Annotated in this window: 17 protein-coding genes and 1 tRNA gene; 6 read left to right on the top strand and 12 right to left on the bottom strand. The window is 62.6% G+C overall.

What is annotated here, in order from left to right; translation table 11 throughout:
* Positions 1–103: 103 nt before the first annotated feature.
* From tolA to NKJ08_RS02885, 6 genes are all read right to left on the bottom strand, one after another.
* Entirely contained in the window at positions 104–508 is a 405-nt protein-coding gene (tolA, locus tag NKJ08_RS02910) for a cell envelope integrity protein TolA (RefSeq protein ID WP_352529166.1), read from the bottom strand.
* 350 nt (positions 509–858) lie between these two features.
* The gene (locus NKJ08_RS02905) at positions 859–1725 is read right to left on the bottom strand and encodes a glutathione S-transferase family protein (protein WP_352529168.1); all 867 of its coding nucleotides are present in this window, start codon (positions 1723–1725) and stop codon (positions 859–861) included.
* A 27-nt stretch (positions 1726–1752) separates the two neighbouring features.
* Positions 1753–2334: a VOC family protein gene (locus NKJ08_RS02900; protein WP_352529170.1), complete on the bottom strand. Its 582-nt coding sequence runs from the start codon at positions 2332–2334 to the stop codon at positions 1753–1755.
* 282 nt (positions 2335–2616) lie between these two features.
* Positions 2617–2691 (bottom strand) — tRNA-Glu (locus NKJ08_RS02895).
* A gap of 90 nt (positions 2692–2781) precedes the next feature.
* Positions 2782–3189 (bottom strand): VOC family protein, encoded by a 408-nt coding sequence (locus NKJ08_RS02890; RefSeq protein WP_352522778.1) that lies wholly within the window; start codon positions 3187–3189, stop codon positions 2782–2784.
* Positions 3186–3569, bottom strand: coding sequence for a fimbrial protein (locus tag NKJ08_RS02885; protein WP_352781188.1), 384 nt, complete (start codon positions 3567–3569; stop codon positions 3186–3188). The genes NKJ08_RS02890 and NKJ08_RS02885 overlap by 4 nt, the downstream gene beginning before the upstream one ends.
* A gap of 26 nt (positions 3570–3595) precedes the next feature.
* Here NKJ08_RS02885 and NKJ08_RS02880 point away from each other — a divergent pair, with 26 nt between their 5' ends.
* Both NKJ08_RS02880 and rpoH read left to right on the top strand, forming a co-directional pair.
* Entirely contained in the window at positions 3596–4636 is a 1041-nt protein-coding gene (locus NKJ08_RS02880; protein WP_352775520.1) for an RluA family pseudouridine synthase, read from the top strand.
* A gap of 187 nt (positions 4637–4823) precedes the next feature.
* On the top strand, positions 4824–5735 hold the full coding sequence (gene rpoH, locus NKJ08_RS02875) for an RNA polymerase sigma factor RpoH (protein ID WP_023720954.1): 912 nt from the start codon (positions 4824–4826) through the stop codon (positions 5733–5735).
* Positions 5736–5789: 54 nt separating this feature from the next.
* On the opposite strand, the gene NKJ08_RS02870 is transcribed toward rpoH, so the two are convergent.
* Positions 5790–5918 carry a DUF2274 domain-containing protein gene (locus NKJ08_RS02870; RefSeq protein ID WP_352523063.1) on the bottom strand — a complete coding sequence of 43 codons (129 nt, stop codon included), beginning with the start codon at positions 5916–5918 and terminating at the stop codon, positions 5790–5792.
* 534 nt (positions 5919–6452) lie between these two features.
* Between NKJ08_RS02870 and NKJ08_RS02865 the strand changes: the two genes are divergently transcribed.
* Complete coding sequence (locus NKJ08_RS02865; RefSeq protein ID WP_352522781.1) at positions 6453–6860, top strand: hypothetical protein; 408 nt, start codon at positions 6453–6455, stop codon at positions 6858–6860.
* A gap of 183 nt (positions 6861–7043) precedes the next feature.
* Here the strand turns inward: NKJ08_RS02865 and NKJ08_RS02860 are convergent, their stop codons facing one another.
* The 4 genes from NKJ08_RS02860 to NKJ08_RS02845 form a co-directional block, all read right to left on the bottom strand.
* On the bottom strand, positions 7044–7916 hold the full coding sequence (locus NKJ08_RS02860; RefSeq protein WP_352522782.1) for an MBL fold metallo-hydrolase: 873 nt from the start codon (positions 7914–7916) through the stop codon (positions 7044–7046).
* A 150-nt stretch (positions 7917–8066) separates the two neighbouring features.
* Positions 8067–8723, bottom strand: a complete 657-nt coding sequence (locus NKJ08_RS02855; protein WP_352522783.1) for a peroxiredoxin — start codon at positions 8721–8723, stop codon at positions 8067–8069.
* 174 nt (positions 8724–8897) lie between these two features.
* Complete coding sequence (locus tag NKJ08_RS02850) at positions 8898–9263, bottom strand: cell division protein ZapA (RefSeq protein ID WP_254816554.1); 366 nt, start codon at positions 9261–9263, stop codon at positions 8898–8900.
* A 4-nt stretch (positions 9264–9267) separates the two neighbouring features.
* Positions 9268–9540, bottom strand: coding sequence for a DUF4164 domain-containing protein (locus NKJ08_RS02845; protein WP_006200774.1), 273 nt, complete (start codon positions 9538–9540; stop codon positions 9268–9270).
* Positions 9541–9800: 260 nt separating this feature from the next.
* On the opposite strand from NKJ08_RS02845, the gene tkt reads away from it, so the two are divergent.
* The 3 genes from tkt (at position 9801) to NKJ08_RS02830 (ending at position 15079) form a co-directional block, all read left to right on the top strand.
* The gene (tkt, locus tag NKJ08_RS02840) at positions 9801–11792 is read left to right on the top strand and encodes a transketolase (protein WP_352775512.1); all 1992 of its coding nucleotides are present in this window, start codon (positions 9801–9803) and stop codon (positions 11790–11792) included.
* Between the two features lie 158 nt (positions 11793–11950).
* A complete protein-coding gene (gap, locus tag NKJ08_RS02835) occupies positions 11951–12961 on the top strand; it encodes a type I glyceraldehyde-3-phosphate dehydrogenase (RefSeq protein ID WP_352775509.1) in 1011 nt (336 codons plus the stop codon).
* A 228-nt stretch (positions 12962–13189) separates the two neighbouring features.
* Entirely contained in the window at positions 13190–15079 is a 1890-nt protein-coding gene (locus NKJ08_RS02830) for a potassium/proton antiporter (RefSeq protein ID WP_352781187.1), read from the top strand.
* 282 nt (positions 15080–15361) lie between these two features.
* On the opposite strand, the gene NKJ08_RS02825 is transcribed toward NKJ08_RS02830, so the two are convergent.
* The gene (locus NKJ08_RS02825; RefSeq protein WP_352522787.1) at positions 15362–16279 is read right to left on the bottom strand and encodes a polyprenyl synthetase family protein; all 918 of its coding nucleotides are present in this window, start codon (positions 16277–16279) and stop codon (positions 15362–15364) included.
* Between the last annotated feature and the right edge of the window lie 5 nt (positions 16280–16284).

The following is a 16284-nucleotide window of genomic DNA, read 5'->3' as shown; positions in this document are numbered from 1 at the left end:
TCCGGTTTTCGGAAAAGATCATGCTCAAACAAACAGCTATTCTAGAGCTCCATCCCGAATCTATCGCGGCTCTGAGATCCCTCGAACGCATCTGGCCCGCTCTTCAAGGCGAAGTCTGCACTCGCGGTGCAGGCTGTTTTTGTTTGGGCGAGTTGAATTGCAGAGTGAACACCTTGCCCGGGATGCCTTGAGCCAGCGCTGGTGAAAAGCTCAACGGCAGGCAATGTTCCACGGCTGCGGTCGCCGCGTCGACAAAAGCTTGCCGCGCCTTCTCGTCGCCGGCAACGCGGATGGCGGTCGGCTTGGGCCGGCCGATCAATGTACCATTGCGCCTGAAGCTGAAGCTCAGGGTGACGGTGGAATTCCCGGCATTCGCCGGCGGTGTCCAGCACGCCTGGATGGCAGCCCCGACCTCGGGCATGGTGTTGAGCGTCGCTGCGTTCGATTGACTGGTTGCGTCCACCAGCATGGCGCCTGCAATCACAATCATTCCAGCAATGCTTTTCATGGCAGGGCCTCTGTCCTTGAACCGCCCTCGAGGACGGGACTAACTTCGATGGTAGGGCCAACATCGGCGATGACAAGATGGCGACGCGGTTCATCAGCCATGCAGGCGTCGTGAAGCGCCGTCAGGCGCAACTTCGGCAGGGGCTGGAACAAGCAAAAGGCCGGCGCGCAGCCGACCTTTGCTTCCCATCCGCGCCAGTACATCCGTGGTCGCGGGCTGGAGGTGGATTCAGTAGAAGGGGTTTAGGTTAACGAAACCTTAAGCTCCCCACATCGTGCAAACAGGGGAGATTAAAAAAAGTTCATTACCGGCTCCTGCAGACGTGCGGACGACCGCTATTGGCATGTGCCTCAGGCGTTGGCCTGCGACCTCACATAGGCGATATAGCCGCGCACGTCGCCGGCCGGCTCCGCATAGGCCTTGCCGAGCTTCTTCTCGATCGCCGCCATATAGTCTTTTGCCCATTGGGGCAGCGCGTAGTCGATGACGGCCAGGAATTCGAGCGTCGCCGCCAGGCGGATGTCGGCGATCGACGGGTTCTTGCCGCCGATGAACGGCTTGCCGTTCCTGAAGAAGCTGTGGAAGACCTCCAGCGGCTCGGCAATTGCGGCCGCCGCGGCTTTCTGGGCTTCCGATTTCCTGTCGGGGTGGGCATCGCTGTGGCCAACCTCGCCGGCATATTGCGGAAAATTCAGTGCAGGATAGGTGGCGCGCGCCACATAGGGGTAGAGCGTGCCGATCAGGTAGAACATGGCGCTGTCGATCATTGCCCGCTTGGCGGGCGCCTTAGGATATAAGTTCTCCAGCCCGTGCTTGTTGGCGAGGTACTGCATGATGGCGCAGCTTTCCCACAGGACACCTCTCGGCAGACCCTTGTCCTCGATCATCGGCGTCAGATGGGCCGGGTTCCGCCCCATATATTCGGGCGAGCGCGTTTGGCCCCATACGTCGGTCTCGGAATGGTCGAGCCCGGCGGCGCGTGCAAACACCCGAACGCTCATATTGTTGACGCTCGGCTTCAGCATGCTGAGCGTGAGCGCGGGCTTTTTCGCCGGTTTCGCCTTGGCCTTCGGCGCCAGCTTCTTGGCGGAGACCTTGGCCGCCGGCTTTGCCACTTTCGCCGCTGACTTGGCGGCGGCTTTGGCCGCAGGTTTCGCTCGGGGCGTGGCTGTCTTGGCCACGGGCTTCTTCGCGCTCTTCGTTGCTGTCTTTGCCATTATATCCTCCCTTTGTTTGGCGTGCCGTCAGTACGGATTTTTCGGTGCGCGATCCTCCGACAAGGTCGCGCGGGAGCGCTCGACGAGCGCCTGGATCGCATCGGCAAGGTGCACTTCGGCGATGTTGTAATCGCCGCGCGCGACGCGGACCTTGTGCGCCTGCATCAGAACGTCGGCATGGGTGAAGCCCGCCGGCGGCTCGAAACGGTAGGAGGCGAGTTCGATCAGCAGGCCGAGCGGATCCTCGAAGTAGATCGAGTCCATAAAGCCGCGATCCTTGACGCCGCTGTGCTTGATTTCACGCTCGTCGAGCCGGGCGACCGCCTGCAGAAAGGTGACGCGCGACACCGCGAAAGCAATGTGATGGACGCAGCCCGTATCGGTCGGCGTGCGCCGCTTGACCGGCGTCCGGCTCTCGTCGGTGAAGACCGTGATCAGCCGGCCGTCGCCCGGATCGAAATAGAGATGGCTTTCGCTGGCCTTGTCGAGGTTGGGCTGCTCGAAGGTGAAAGGCATGCCAAGCACGCCCTCCCAGAAATCGATCGAGGTCTGGCGCCCGGCGCCGACCAGCGTGATGTGATGAACGCCCTGCGACTGCAGTTTCTGCATTGGCCCTCTCCTCCCTGCGATCTCGTCATATGACACGGGCGACATCGATCCGTGCCGATCAAGTTGCGGCAGCGCTCCACACGATCGGCAATCCGCATTGCGGATACGGGTGATCGCCTATCCGGCCTCTCGAGCCGTTCCCTGCCCGGCGTTCTGTGCGCCGGTTTGAGCCTCCCGGCTCATAGTTCATGACGTGATGCTAATTCAATTGCGGGCGCTGCGCCAGAAGCGTCGCCCGGCATGGCCAAGCCGATGCCGGCGCATATGAATATTGTGAGATCTTGGTACGCCCAAGGGGAATCGAACCCCTGTTCCCGCCGTGAGAGGGCGGTGTCCTGACCGCTAGACGATGGGCGCGTTCAAGAACCGGCGATATAGGCTGACGGCCGGGAAAAAGCAACTAGCCTTCGGGCTGCCGATCGCACCGGCGAAATATCTGCTGCAAGCCTAGCGTTTTGGCTCGATCAGGTCCCAGAGATTTCCATAGAGATCGGCGAAGACCGCTACAGTGCCATAGGCTTCATGGCGTGGCGCCTCGCGGAATTCGACGTCCTTTTCGAGCATCAGCGCATGGTCGCGGGCAAAATTGTCGGTTTCGAGGAACAAAAAGACCCGGCCGCCGGTCTGGTTGCCGACGACGCCCCCTTGCGCATCGCCGGATGCTTCTGCCAGAAGCAACCGCGCACCCTGCCCGTTGCCCGGCGTGATCGTGACCCAGCGTTTGCCGCCGCCGAGGTCGACATCTTCGGCGATGACAAAACCCAGCCGGTCGACATACCACGAGATCGCCTCGTCATAGTTTGCGACGACGAGCGCGACCGTGGCAATGCTGCGGTTTTCGGCAAAACCGGTCATCTGTTCCTGATCGAAAAACGGCCGACGATGCGGCGTTCGGTAATATCATAAACGAAAATGGCACGGCTGCCGTCGGCAAGCTCGGCATCGATCGAGAGGCGATTGCCGGAAAGCGACTGACTGATCACCTTGGCGCCGACCGGCAGCACGATGTCGCCGCTGACCGGCTCGCCGGCCGGGACCTGGACGTCGCTCGTCAGCGGCGGGGCGACAGGCGGCGCGTTGGGCGCTTTGTAGACAAGCGCCGCGATCACCACCATAAGGGCGAGGAACAGCAGGCCGAGATTGATGGCGACGAAGCGGACGAGCTTCCTCCGCACCTTTTCGACCTCGGGGTCGAGCGGCTTTTCCTCGTCTTCGTCGGCAAGCGGCCGGGCCATGGCAGCAGATTCCGGAACTGTTTTCGATGAGCGCTCATAGCGAAGAGGTCAGACAATTAATAGGGGCCGGACCGATCGTGCTGGAGGCGGGCGCCGATGCCGCCGGCCAGCGGCTCGACCAATGGCTGGCGGCCAAGCTCGGCCCCGACATGTCGCGCAGCCGGGTGCAGATGCTGATAAAGCAGGGCGCGGTCAGGATCGGCGGCAGGCAGGTCGAAGAGACGAAGCGCAAGATGGCACAAGGTGACAGCGTGTCGGTCGACATGCCGGAGCCTGAACCGGCGGCGCCGCAAGGCGAAGATATTGCGCTGGACGTCCTCTACGAGGACAACGCGCTGATCGTCATCAACAAGCCGGCCGGGCTGGTCGTACATCCCGGGGCCGGCAACTGGACCGGTACGCTGGTCAACGCGCTGATCCATCATTGCGGCGACAGCCTGTCCGGCATCGGCGGCGTGAGACGGCCGGGCATCGTCCACCGCCTCGACAAGGAGACCAGCGGCGTCATGGTCGTCGCCAAGACCGACCGCGCCCACAAGGCGTTGTCGGAGGCCTTTGCCGACCACGGCCTGACCGGCAATCTCGAGCGCGCCTATCTGGCGTTGGTCTGGGGCATACCGGCAAGGCCGACCGGGACGGTCGACGCGCCGCTCGGCCGCGCCGCCGACCGGGTACGCCGTGCCGTAGTGCCGCAAGGCCGCGACGATGCGCGCCATGCCATAACGCATTTCACCGTCGTCGAGCGCTTTGGCGAGCAGCAGCAGGAATTCGCCACGGCGAGCCTGGTCGAATGCCGGCTGGAGACCGGTCGCACCCACCAGATACGCGTCCACATGGCCCATGTCGGCCATCCGGTGATCGGCGACCCCGAATACGGCCAGGCTTTCCGCACCAAGGCCAATCGGTTGCCCGAGCCGCTAAGGAGCAAGGTAAAGGCGTTTCCGCGACAAGCTTTGCACGCCCGCCTCCTTGCATTTCGCCATCCCGATACCCATCTAACGATGAGGTTCGAAGCACCGATACCGTGGGACATGGAGGAACTCGTCGACGGCTTCCGCAAGCTCTGAACCAACCACCTGAAAACCTGACCGGCGTTGTTCACTTCAGCGTGACACACTGTTTCGTGTTGAACAAATGCCTGTCTTTCTGGTTTTGTTCCTATATATGTCGGTTGGCGCGAATGTGCCTTTGGCATTCGTGCCACATGCCCGCCGCGTTTCGGGGGCATCACTCCAGTAGAGAGGGGGCGCTGTCATGGCCCAGTCATTACCCAGTATCGTTTCCGGCGAAGGCGGTCTCAGCCGCTACCTGGAAGAAATCCGCCGCTTTCCGATGCTTCAGCCGCAGGAAGAGTACATGCTCGCCAAGCGCTACGCCGAGCATGAGGACACCACGGCTGCGCACAAGCTCGTCACCAGCCACCTTCGGCTCGTCGCCAAGATCGCCATGGGCTATCGCGGCTACGGCCTGCCGATCGGCGAGGTGATCTCGGAAGGCAATGTCGGCCTGATGCAGGCCGTCAAGAAATTCGAACCGGAGCGCGGCTTCCGTCTGGCCACCTATGCCATGTGGTGGATCAAGGCCTCGATCCAGGAATACATCCTGCGCTCGTGGAGCCTGGTCAAGATGGGCACCACCGCCAACCAGAAGCGGCTGTTCTTCAACCTGCGCAAGGTGAAGGGCAAGATCCAGGCGCTCGACGAAGGCGATTTGAAGCCCGACCAGATCACCGAGATCGCCACCCGGCTGAACGTCTCGGAAGCGGAAGTCGTGTCGATGAACCGCCGCCTGTCGGGCGACGCCTCGCTCAATGCGCCCATCCGGGCCAGTGAAGGCGAGTCCGGCGAATGGCAGGACTGGCTGGTCGACGACCACGAAAGCCAGGAAGAGATGCTGATCGAGCAGGACGAGCTGGAAAACCGGCGCGGCATGCTGTCCGGCGCTCTTGCCGTGCTCAACGACCGCGAACGCCGCATCTTCGAGGCGCGCCGCCTCGCCGATGAGCCGTTGACGCTGGAAGAGCTGTCGGCCGAATTCGATATCAGCCGCGAGCGCGTGCGCCAGATCGAGGTGCGCGCCTTCGAGAAGGTGCAGGACGCGGTCAAGGCCGCGGCCAAGCGCCAGATGCAGGCGCTGCGCACCATTGAGGCGCAGCCGGCGGCGTAAGGCCTTCCGATAGAAACAAATAACGGCGGCGTCAGGTAACTGGCGCCGCCGTTTTTAATGGGTCCTCCGACTGCCGGGAGAACTGTCCCTTGGTGCCATATCTAGCTGGGGTTGCCGGTTCCGCCGCGCCTTCACGAACGCCCGATCCGTCGCCATAAACCGCTCAATCATCGGTGTGACCAGCTGGCCGGCTCTGGGGCGACAGGAAGCCGGCGAATACTCTCATACCTGTGTCTGCGTTGGCCCTCGAAGGCATGCTGGTTGAGATCGACGTGATCGCTGCGGTTCCACGGTCAAAGGCTTTGATAGACTGGGCGGCAGTGTCGGTTATTTGCCCGCTCCATGGGACGCGCTACCGCTTCACCAAAGATGCCGGCGGGTCCGCTCGCTATCGCGTTCGCAAACGATCTCATTCACAGCGGCATTATAGCAATTTTCCCCAAGCCCTGGAAACCGCAACGCTGCAAGTTGTGGCGGCAATGTTCCGGCGCCGACACGGGCTGCCGTCGCAAAATTCCACGACGCGGCGCTTGCGGCGGGCGGGCGCGACAATGGGCCGCCGGGCTGCGCTGGGCAGTTGAGCTCGTCTGTTTGGAAACGAAAGGCGGTATGACGATGACGATTTCTCCGTTTCTCACCGCTCTCGGATCCGAAGGTCCCCCAGCCGACCGAGCGAAAGACATGGACCTGTATGGATGGCTAATCGGAAGTTGGGAAATGGACTCGGTCCACTACCTCGACGACGGCACAATCCAGAAATGGAATGGAGAATGCCATTTTGGCTGGGTGCTCGAAGGCCGCGCGATTCAGGACGTTTGGTTCAGGCCCAAGCGCCCTGCGCCGTCCACGATGTATGGCACGACTTTGCGCATCTTCGATCCTGGGATCGATGGCTGGCACATCATATGGAACGACCCGCTCAACCGAGATCACTCGCGCCAGATCGGCCGGGCCGAGGGCAAGGATATTGTCCAGCTCGGCAATGACTCGCGCGGTCTGAAAACTCGATGGCGTTTCACGGAGATCACTGACAACAGCTTCCATTGGATCGGCGAGGAAAGATCTTCCGAGAGCGAGCCTTGGCAAATCACGTATGAACATCTAGCCCGCCGAACAAAACCCTGACGCTGGACTGGCTGGCGTCTGCGCCGCTCCTCATCCGGCTGCCGCCACCGTCTTCCCGTACGGGACCTATCGGATTCAAACGTCGCAAAAATCGATCAGGATCAATACTTAGGTGACCATCGCAGGGCGATGAGCGGCGGCGCCGAGTTTGCAATAGAGTTGTGGCGCCAGCGATCCATCTCATCACAGGCAATCCAACGGAAACTTCAAATACCGGCGCCCGTTGGATTCCGGTTCCGGCAAACGTCCGCCGTCCATGTTGACCTGGAGCGCGTGCAGGATCAGCCGCGGCATTGGCAATGTTCTGTCGCGGGCCTCGCGGAGCGCGACGAAGTCGGCTTCCATCTTGCAGGCGGCAAAATGGATGTTGCCAGCTTTCTGCTCCGCGACCGTGCTTTCCCACCGCGCTTCGCGGCCGCCCGGCTGGTAGTCGTGACCGACGAACAGACGTGTCTCGTCCGGCAGGGCGAGGATGTCCTGGATCGAGCGCCAAAGCCGCTGGGCGCTGCCGCCGGGAAAATCCGTCCTTGCTGTACCGCTGTCCGGCATGAACAGCGTGTCGTGGATGAAGGCGGCGTCGCCGATGACGTAAGTGATCGAGGCCAGCGTGTGGCCCGGCGAAAACAACACCCGTGCCGGAAGGCCGCCGACCGAAAATGTAGCGCCGTCGGCGAACAGCCTGTCCCATTGCGAACCGTCGGCGGGGAATTCCGGCCAGTTGTAGATCACCTTCCACAATTTCTGGACGTCGACGACCTTTTCGCCGATTGCCGTCGGCGCTCCGGTTCTCCCCCTCAGATAGTGGGCGGCGGAGAAATGGTCGGCATGCGGATGTGTGTCGAGGATCCACTCGACCTCCAGTCCGCTTTCCCTGACGAAGTCGAGCAGGGCGTCGGCGTTTTTCGTCGACGTTGCACCGGACCTTTCGTCGAAGTCGAGCACCGGATCGACGATGGCGCATCGGCGCGTCGCCATGTCGGCGACCACATACTGGACGGACCCGCTCAGCTTGTCATAGAAGCCGGTGACCTGCGACCTGGCCGATAATGCGTCCAATCCCAGCCCCCTTGATCCTCACCGTGGCAGGAATGACTTTCTCTGCCACGGCAAATGAAAGGCATGGTTGTCCGTCAACCAGGCGCCGTCAAGCATCCCATGCTCATACGGCCAAGAAAACCGAAAATTCTCCGTGCCGCCTCTGCCTGCTCAGGAAGGCTGCTTGGTTTTCCTGAGATATGGCAGGATTGTCTCGTAGGCGCCGAAGCGCTTGATGGCATCCTCATTCGAGACGGCAGCGGTGATGATGACGTCCTCGCCCTGCTTCCAGTTCGCCGGCGTCGCCACCTGGTGCTTGGCGGTCAGCTGCATGGAATCGATGGCGCGCAGAATTTCGTCGAAGTTGCGGCCCGTCGTCATCGGGTAGGTGAGAACCAGCTTGATCTTCTTGTCGGGTCCGATGACGTAGACCGAACGCACCGTGGCATTGTCGGCGGGCGTGCGGCCTTCCGAGCTCTCGCCGGCACCCGCCGGCAGCATCTCGTAAAGCTTGGCGACCTTGAGATCCTTGTCGCCGATCAGCGGGTAGTTCACCGAATGGCCGGTCGCGGTCTTGATGTCGTTCTGCCACTTTCCATGGCTTTCGACGGGATCGACCGAGATGCCGATGATCTTGACGTTGCGCTTCCTGAACTCGCCTTCGAGCCCGGCCATTGTGCCGAGTTCGGTCGTGCAAACCGGCGTAAAGTTCTTCGGATGGCTGAACAATACCGCCCAGCCGTCGCCGATCCATTCATGGAAGCTGATTGGTCCTTGCGTGGTCTCAGCGGTGAAGTCCGGTGCGATATCGTTGATACGAAGGCTCATGGCGTGTCCCTACCCTGTGAGTGCAGATCGCAGCCGGCGTTGACCGGCGCTGCTTTTGCCTTTCTATCACTCCGGCGTCATCCTTCAAACGCCTGTTGCGCCGGCATCAAGGCCGGCGGCGAAATATTTTCATTGCTTCTCGGCAAATGCAGCAGGAATTTTTGCTGCGCTGGCTCAGGCCTTGTTCACTGCCAGCGTCGTCGCCAGGTCTTCCATGCGCTGGGCCAGCGCGCCGAGCGCCCCGGTCAGCACGGAATCGTTCTTGTCGGCCTTGGTCAGTGCGTCGTCGCGCGTCTTGCGCAGCGTCAGCACTTCGCTTTCCATGCCCTTGACCCGCTTTTGCAGTTCCGAAAGCTCGTCCATGACCATGATGCCGGCCATCACGGTCAGCCGCTGGTCGCCGATCTCGCCAAAAGAATCTTTCAGATGCGAGACATAGCGGTCGAAGCGCTCGGCGAGGTCGATCAGATGCTCTTCCTGGCCCTCGTCGCAGGCCATCCGATACTGCTTGCCGTCGATGGAAACCGTGACTTGTGCCATTTGCCTACCTGTCCAGTACCGCGCGGATGGTTTCCATGGCTGTCACCAGCCTTCGCGACACTTCCTTGTTGGCATCTTCCAGCCGTTCGGCGCGGGCCTCGGAATTGTCGAGTTCCTGCGCCAGCCGCGAGCGGTCGGCGTTCATCCGCTGCACTTCGGCCTCGGCTTCCGAATAGTCTCGCTCATGCTCGAGCTTGGCCGCGACGGCGTTTTCCAGCCCTTCGATAGCCTTACCCAGCCTGGCAATGACTTCCTTGAGGGTCGTTTCCCCGGTCATGGCTTTCGTCCTGCGCCCTGCCCATCACCGAATCATTCACGTTCAGAACGCGTTATCCCTGAAACATTACGCGCCGTGTGAACCGCACGTCAATAAAGCTGTCGCGACTGTCCCCTGCTAACGCTAATGTACTGGCGCATGGCCATCACAAGACCGGCAAAAGCACACCGATTTGTTGACTAAAAGGCCGCGCCTGCTATGTGTCGCGCACCCTTTTCAAGGGCTCTCCCAAGGCCCCAAACCCCCATTTTGGAGGAAGCATGACCTCGCGCGAACAACATGACCGGATGGCCAATGCGATCCGTTTTCTCGCCATGGACGCCGTCGAGAAGGCAAATTCCGGCCACCCCGGGCTGCCCATGGGCTGCGCCGACATCGCCACTGTGCTGTTCACGCGCTTTCTGAAATACGATCCGAAGAACCCGCATTGGCCGGACCGCGACCGCTTCATCCTGTCGGCCGGCCACGGCTCGATGCTGCTTTACTCGCTACTCTATCTGACCGGCTACGAAGACATCACCATCGACCAGATCAAGCAGTTCCGCCAATTGGGATCGAGGACCGCGGGCCACCCGGAATATGGCCATGCCGCCGGCATCGAGACGACGACCGGCCCACTCGGCCAGGGTCTCGCCAATTCGGTCGGCTTCGCGCTCGGCGAGCGCATCATGAATGCCGCTTTCGGCAACGACCTCGTCGACCACTACACCTATGTGCTGGCCGGTGACGGCTGCCTGATGGAAGGCGTGTCCCAGGAAGCTATCGCGCTTGCCGGGCATCTGAAGCTGAACAAGCTGATCGTCTTCTGGGACAACAACAACATCTCGATCGACGGCCCGGTATCGCTGGCCGACAACACCGATCAGGTCGCCCGCTTCCAGGCATCCGGCTGGAATGCCAGCCATATCGACGGCCAGGACCCGGAAGCGATCGCTTACGCCATCGAAGCGGCCCGCCACTCCGACAAGCCGACGATGATCGCCTGCAAGACGACCATCGGCTTCGGCGCGCCGACCAAGGCCGGCACCAACAAGGCGCACGGCTCGCCGCTCGGCGCCGAGGAAATCGCCGGCGCCAGAAAATTCTTCGGCTGGGATTATCCTCCCTTCGAGGTTCCGGCCGATATCCTCGACGCATGGCGTACCGCCGGCCAGACCGGCGTCAAGGCACGCACCGACTGGGAAAGCCGCCTTGCCAAGGCCGATGCCAAATTGCGCGGCGAGTTCGAACGCCGCACCAGTGGCATGCTGCCGGCCAACTTCGACGCTGTCATTGGCGATTACAAGAAGAAGCTCGCCGCCGACAAGCCAAAGGTCGCCACCCGCAAATCGTCGGAAATGGCGTTGGAGGTCATCAATGGCGCCGTGCCCGAAACCATCGGAGGCTCGGCCGATTTGACCGGCTCCAACAACACCAAGACCAGCCAGACCAAGAACATCACTGCCGACGATTATGGCCAGCGCTATGTCCACTACGGCATTCGTGAGCACGGCATGGCGGCCGCGCTCAACGGGCTGACGCTGCATGGCGGCATTATCGCCTATGGCGGCACTTTCATGTGCTTTTCCGATTATGCCCGTCCGGCGATGCGGCTTGCCTCGTTGATGGGCATCCGCTCGATCTTCGTCATGACCCATGATTCGATCGGCCTTGGCGAAGACGGCCCGACCCATCAGCCGGTCGAGCATCTGGCAGCACTTCGCGCCATCCCGAACCACAATGTCTTCCGCCCGGCCGACGCGGTCGAAACCGCGGAATGCTGGCAGTTGGCCATTGAGTCGGAAAAGACGCCTTCGACATTGGCGCTGACCCGGCAGAACCTGCCGACGGTACGCAACGACTTCGTTGCGGAAAACCTCAGCAGCCGCGGCGCCTATGAACTTGCCGCCGCCAGCGGTGAAGCCGCGGTGACGATCTTCGCTTCGGGCTCCGAGGTCGAGATCGCGCTGGCCGCCCGCGAGGCGTTGGAAAAGCACGGCCATGCGACCCGCGTCGTCTCGGTGCCGTGCTTCGAATTGTTCGATAAGCAGAGCGCCGACTATCGCAGCAGAACGATCGGCAATGCGCCGCTCAAGATTGCCATCGAAGCCGGCATCCGCCAGGGCTGGGATCACTTCATCGGCACCGACGGCATCTTCATCGGCATGACCGGCTTCGGCGCCTCCGGCACCATCGAACAGCTCTATCCGCATTTCGGCATTACCGCCGAAGCAACGGTGCAGGCGGCGGAAGCCCGCCTGCACCGCAAATGAAAGTGAGCCCCGACCGGCAAAGGCTGGCATAGCGGTTTTGCCGGCCGGTGGAGCACTAATCGATTTAAATCCGAGCCTCGGCGGCTGGATTCTTTGCCCGTCCGCCGTTATGAAGCTGCGGACTTGATCTTCGGCCTCCAACTCCCAGGGAGAGAACAATGACCGTCAGAGTTGCCATCAACGGATTCGGCCGCATCGGCCGCAATATCCTGCGCGCCATCCACGAATCTGGCCGCAAGGATATCGACGTCGTCGCCGTCAACGATCTCGGCCCGGTCGAAACCAATGCGCATCTGCTGCGCTTCGACAGCGTGCATGGCCGCTTTCCGCATGAGGTGACGGTGGACGGCGACCAGATCATCGTCGGCAAGGAAAAATTCAAGGTCACCGCGATCAAGGATCCGACGCAACTGCCGTGGAAGGAACTCGGCATCGACATCGCGCTCGAATGCACCGGCATCTTCACCGCCCGCGACAAGGCCGCCGCCCATCTCACGGCCGGCGCTAAACGCGTTCTCGTCTCCGCCCCAGCGGAGGGTGCCGATCTGACCGTCGTCTATGGCATCAATCACGACAAGCTGACCAAGGACCACATCGTCATTTCGAACGCCTCCTGCACCACCAACTGTCTGGCGCCGCTGGCGGCCGTGCTGAATGAGGCCGTCGGCATCGAGAAGGGCATAATGACGACGATCCATTCCTACACTGGCGACCAGCCGACGCTGGACACCATGCACAAGGACCTCTACCGCGCCCGCGCCGCGGCGCTGTCGCAGATCCCGACCTCGACTGGCGCCGCCAAGGCCATCGGCCTGGTACTGCCCGAGCTCAAGGGCAAGCTCGACGGCATCTCCATCCGCGTGCCGACCCCGAACGTCTCGCTCGTCGATTTCAAGTTCATCGCCAAGCGGCCGACCACCGTCCAGGAAATCAACGACGCGGTAATCGCCGCTTCGAACGGCAAACTGAAGGGCATCCTCGCCGTCACCCGTCACCCCAATGTTTCGATCGACTTCAACCACGATCCGCATTCCTCGATCGTGGCGCTCGACCAGACCAAGGTCATGGACGGCAACTTCGTTTCGGTGCTGTCCTGGTACGACAATGAGTGGGGCTTCTCCAACCGCATGGGGGATACCGCCGTCGCCTTCGGCAAGACCATCGCCTGATCGCAGAATCGTCTTCTCGATTTTGAAACGCCCGGCTCCGTCCGGGCGTTTTTCGTTGTAACGCGATCGTCGGAAGCAGGCTCCCGTGCCAGGAGCGCGAGATGCGCCAACCGTCCGCAAATCAGCGGCATAGGGCAAAAAACCACGTCGCCGCCTTGCAGCGGCCATGTCTTCGCCCCACTCTCCCGTGATGCCGGAGGCATACCGATTAGAGGGGGCGATCAACGAATGGAGCATGGGATCTATCTCGTGACGCTGGTTGGCGCAGCGCTTGTCGTTGCCGCCGCGTTTTCGAGCCTGATCGCCTTCCGCTTCGGCGCCCCTCTCCTGCTGCTGTTTCTCTGCATCGGCCTCGCCACCGGAACCGACGGTCTCGGCATCCACTTCGACAATGCCCGGTTTGCTTATTTTGCCGGCTCATTGGCACTGGCGGTCATCCTCTTCGATTCCGGCTTCGGCACGCCGCTCAACGCCTTGCGACAGGCGGCCGGGCCGGCGCTGTCGCTGGCGACCTTCGGTGTCCTTTTGACCACTGGCCTGTTCGGCGCCGCCGCCTATTATTTGCTCGACCTGACATGGCTGGAATCCTTCCTGCTCGGTGCCGCCGTCGCCTCGACCGACGCCGCGGCGGTGTTCTTCCTGCTGCGCGCCGGCGAGATCAATTTGCGCGAGCGCGTACGTTCCACCCTCGAGGTGGAATCCGGCACCAATGACCCGATCGCCATCTTCCTGACCATCACGCTGGTCGAGGTCATCGCCGCCAACACCCACCCCGAGGCCAAGGTGCTGGTCACCGATCTTGCCGTCGGTTTCCTTGTCAACATGGGGCTCGGCGCTGTCATCGGCATTCTCGGCGGCATGGCCATCGTGCGCCTTGTCGATCGCCTCAATCTCGATCACGGCCTGCTGCCGATCTTCGTGCTGACGCTGTCGCTGATGGTGTTCGCTGCCGCCGGCGCCGTCGGCGGCTCCGGCTTCCTGGCAGTTTATCTCGCAGGCCTGATTGCCGGCAATTCCGATATCCGCGCCGTCACTATTCTCAAGCGCTTCCAGGACGGCATGTCGTGGCTGGCGCAGATCATCATGTTCCTGATCCTCGGCCTGTTCGCGACGCCTTCGCAATTTCCGGCGATCCTGGTGCCGGCGGTGCTGCTCGGCCTGTTCCTGATATTTGTGGCACGGCCAATCGCCGTCTGGCTCTGCCTGATGCCGTTCCGTCTGCCGCGCCCGGAAGTCGCCTTTGTCTCCTGGGTGGGCCTGCGTGGCGCCGTGTCGATCCTGCTTGCCATCACGCCGCTGCTCGGCGGCCTGGAGAACGGCCGCCTCATCTTCAACACCGCCTTCATCATCGTGCTGGTCTCGCTGGTCATCCAGGGATGGACCGTCGGACCGCTGGCGCGCCGCCTCGGCCTGATCGTGCCGGCCCGCCTGGGACCGCTCGACAAGGTCGAATTGGAACTCCCGGGCTCCGCCCATCACGAGCTTCTCGCCTACCGCGTGGCACCCGGCCGCCCGGTGGCGCGCGGCGAACGCATTCCGCGCTGGGCGCGGCCGTCGCTGGTGCTGCGCGACGGACGCTCGATGCGCTTCCAGGACATGGGCCGGCTGGCGGCCGGCGACCACGTCTACATCTTCGTGCCGGACCGCTATCCGCGCTTGCTCGACAAGCTGTTCGCCAGCCGTGCCGTGGTCGATCCCGAGGACGCGGATTTCTTCGGCGCCTTCGCCGTCGATCCGTCACGCTCCGCCGAGGAACTGGAGACCGCCTACGCGCCGGGCCTGACCGAGGCGGAACGCAAGCTCACCATTGGCGATCTGGTCACGGCGCGACTCGGCCGCCACGCCGAATATGCCGACCGCGTGCTGCTCGGCCCGATCGAGCTGATCGTCCGCGACGTCGACGACAAGGGCAGGATCACCGGCCTTGGCCTGTCCTTCGAGCCGACCGCGCCGGTGGCGCGCGTTCCGGTGTTCCTCAGCGCCGGCGAAATCCGCGACCGCATCGCCGCCTTCATCCGCAACCGGCGCAAGCCGGCCGAAGCGCAGGCGGACGAGGCGGCGGCCGAGCCGGAACCGGTTCCGCAGCCGGTGGTGGAAAAGACAACTGGCGAAGGCTGACCGCTGTCGACCCGAGCCGCGGAACCCTGCCGCCGAAGAATGGCTCGAGTGGATGCCGGAACGGTCCGAACGGGAGCTGAGGCATCCCGAGCTGGGTACGATAAGAGCGTGGAATGATTTCCGGCGCGATCCCGCTGCCGGCGTCATCACTTACTCGACTGGCGTGGCGAGCCATATGGTCCGACATCGCCGGAAATCATCCCGATCGGCCGGCTGCGCTAAGGCATTTGGCCTAACAGTCGCCAATTCTCCGTGGCTCACGGCGCGCCACAGGGAGCAGCTCTAATTGTTGCGGGCCGCCACGAATTTCGCTGCTTGCTTCAGAAGCGCGGCGTGTTCGCCATAGGGCTCGAGCAGCGCATGAGCCTGGTCGACGAGGCCCTGGAGTTGGTCCCGCGCCCAGTCCGGTCCGTGCAGCGCGACCAGCGTCGCCTTGCCGGCCGCGGCATCCTTGCCGGTTGCCTTGCCCATCTGATGCGCGTCGGCGGTCAGGTCGAGCAGATCGTCGGCAAGCTGAAAGGCAAGCCCGATCGCAGAGCCGAACTCGGCCAGCCTTTCGCGGTCGCCCGACGGCGCGCCGGCAAGGATGGCGCCCGCTTCGCAGGCAAAGCGGATCAGCGCACCGGTCTTCATCGCCTGAAGCCGGATGATGCCAGCCTCGTCCGGCCGGCTTTGTTCGGCCTCAAGATCGAGCATCTGGCCGCCGACCATGCTGCCCGCCCCTGCGGCGCGGGCCAGTGCCAGCACCAGCGCTGCCCTGCGCTCGGCCGGCAGCATTGTCGCCTCGTCGGCAAGGATGTCGAAGGCAAGCGTCAGCAAGGCGTCGCCGGCAAGAATGGCGGTCGCCTCATCGAAAGCCCTGTGCACCGTCGGCTGGCCACGGCGCAAATCATCGTCGTCCATGGCCGGCAGATCGTCATGGATCAGCGAATAGCAATGCACGCATTCGAGCGCCGCCGCGACGCGCAGCGCCGGCTCGCCGTCGGCTGAAAACAGTGCAGCACTTTCCATAACCAGGAAGGGACGCAGTCGTTTGCCGCCGTTCAGCACGCCATGTCGCATTGCCGTCATCAGGCGTTCGGGCCGCGCGATCTCGCCTGAAAGCGTGCGTCCGTCGAGCAGCTGTCTCAGCAGCACCTCGAGCGGAGCTGCCCGGGCAATAAGTGCGGCCTCGAACGCCATTTGGTCGTCTTTCGTCATGGCCG

The sequence above is a fragment of the Mesorhizobium sp. M0244 genome, assembly GCF_040321795.1.
GTDB lineage: Bacteria > Pseudomonadota > Alphaproteobacteria > Rhizobiales > Rhizobiaceae > Mesorhizobium.
The sequence above is the reverse complement of the archived record's forward strand: the minus strand, read 5'-3'. Positions and strand labels throughout refer to the sequence as shown.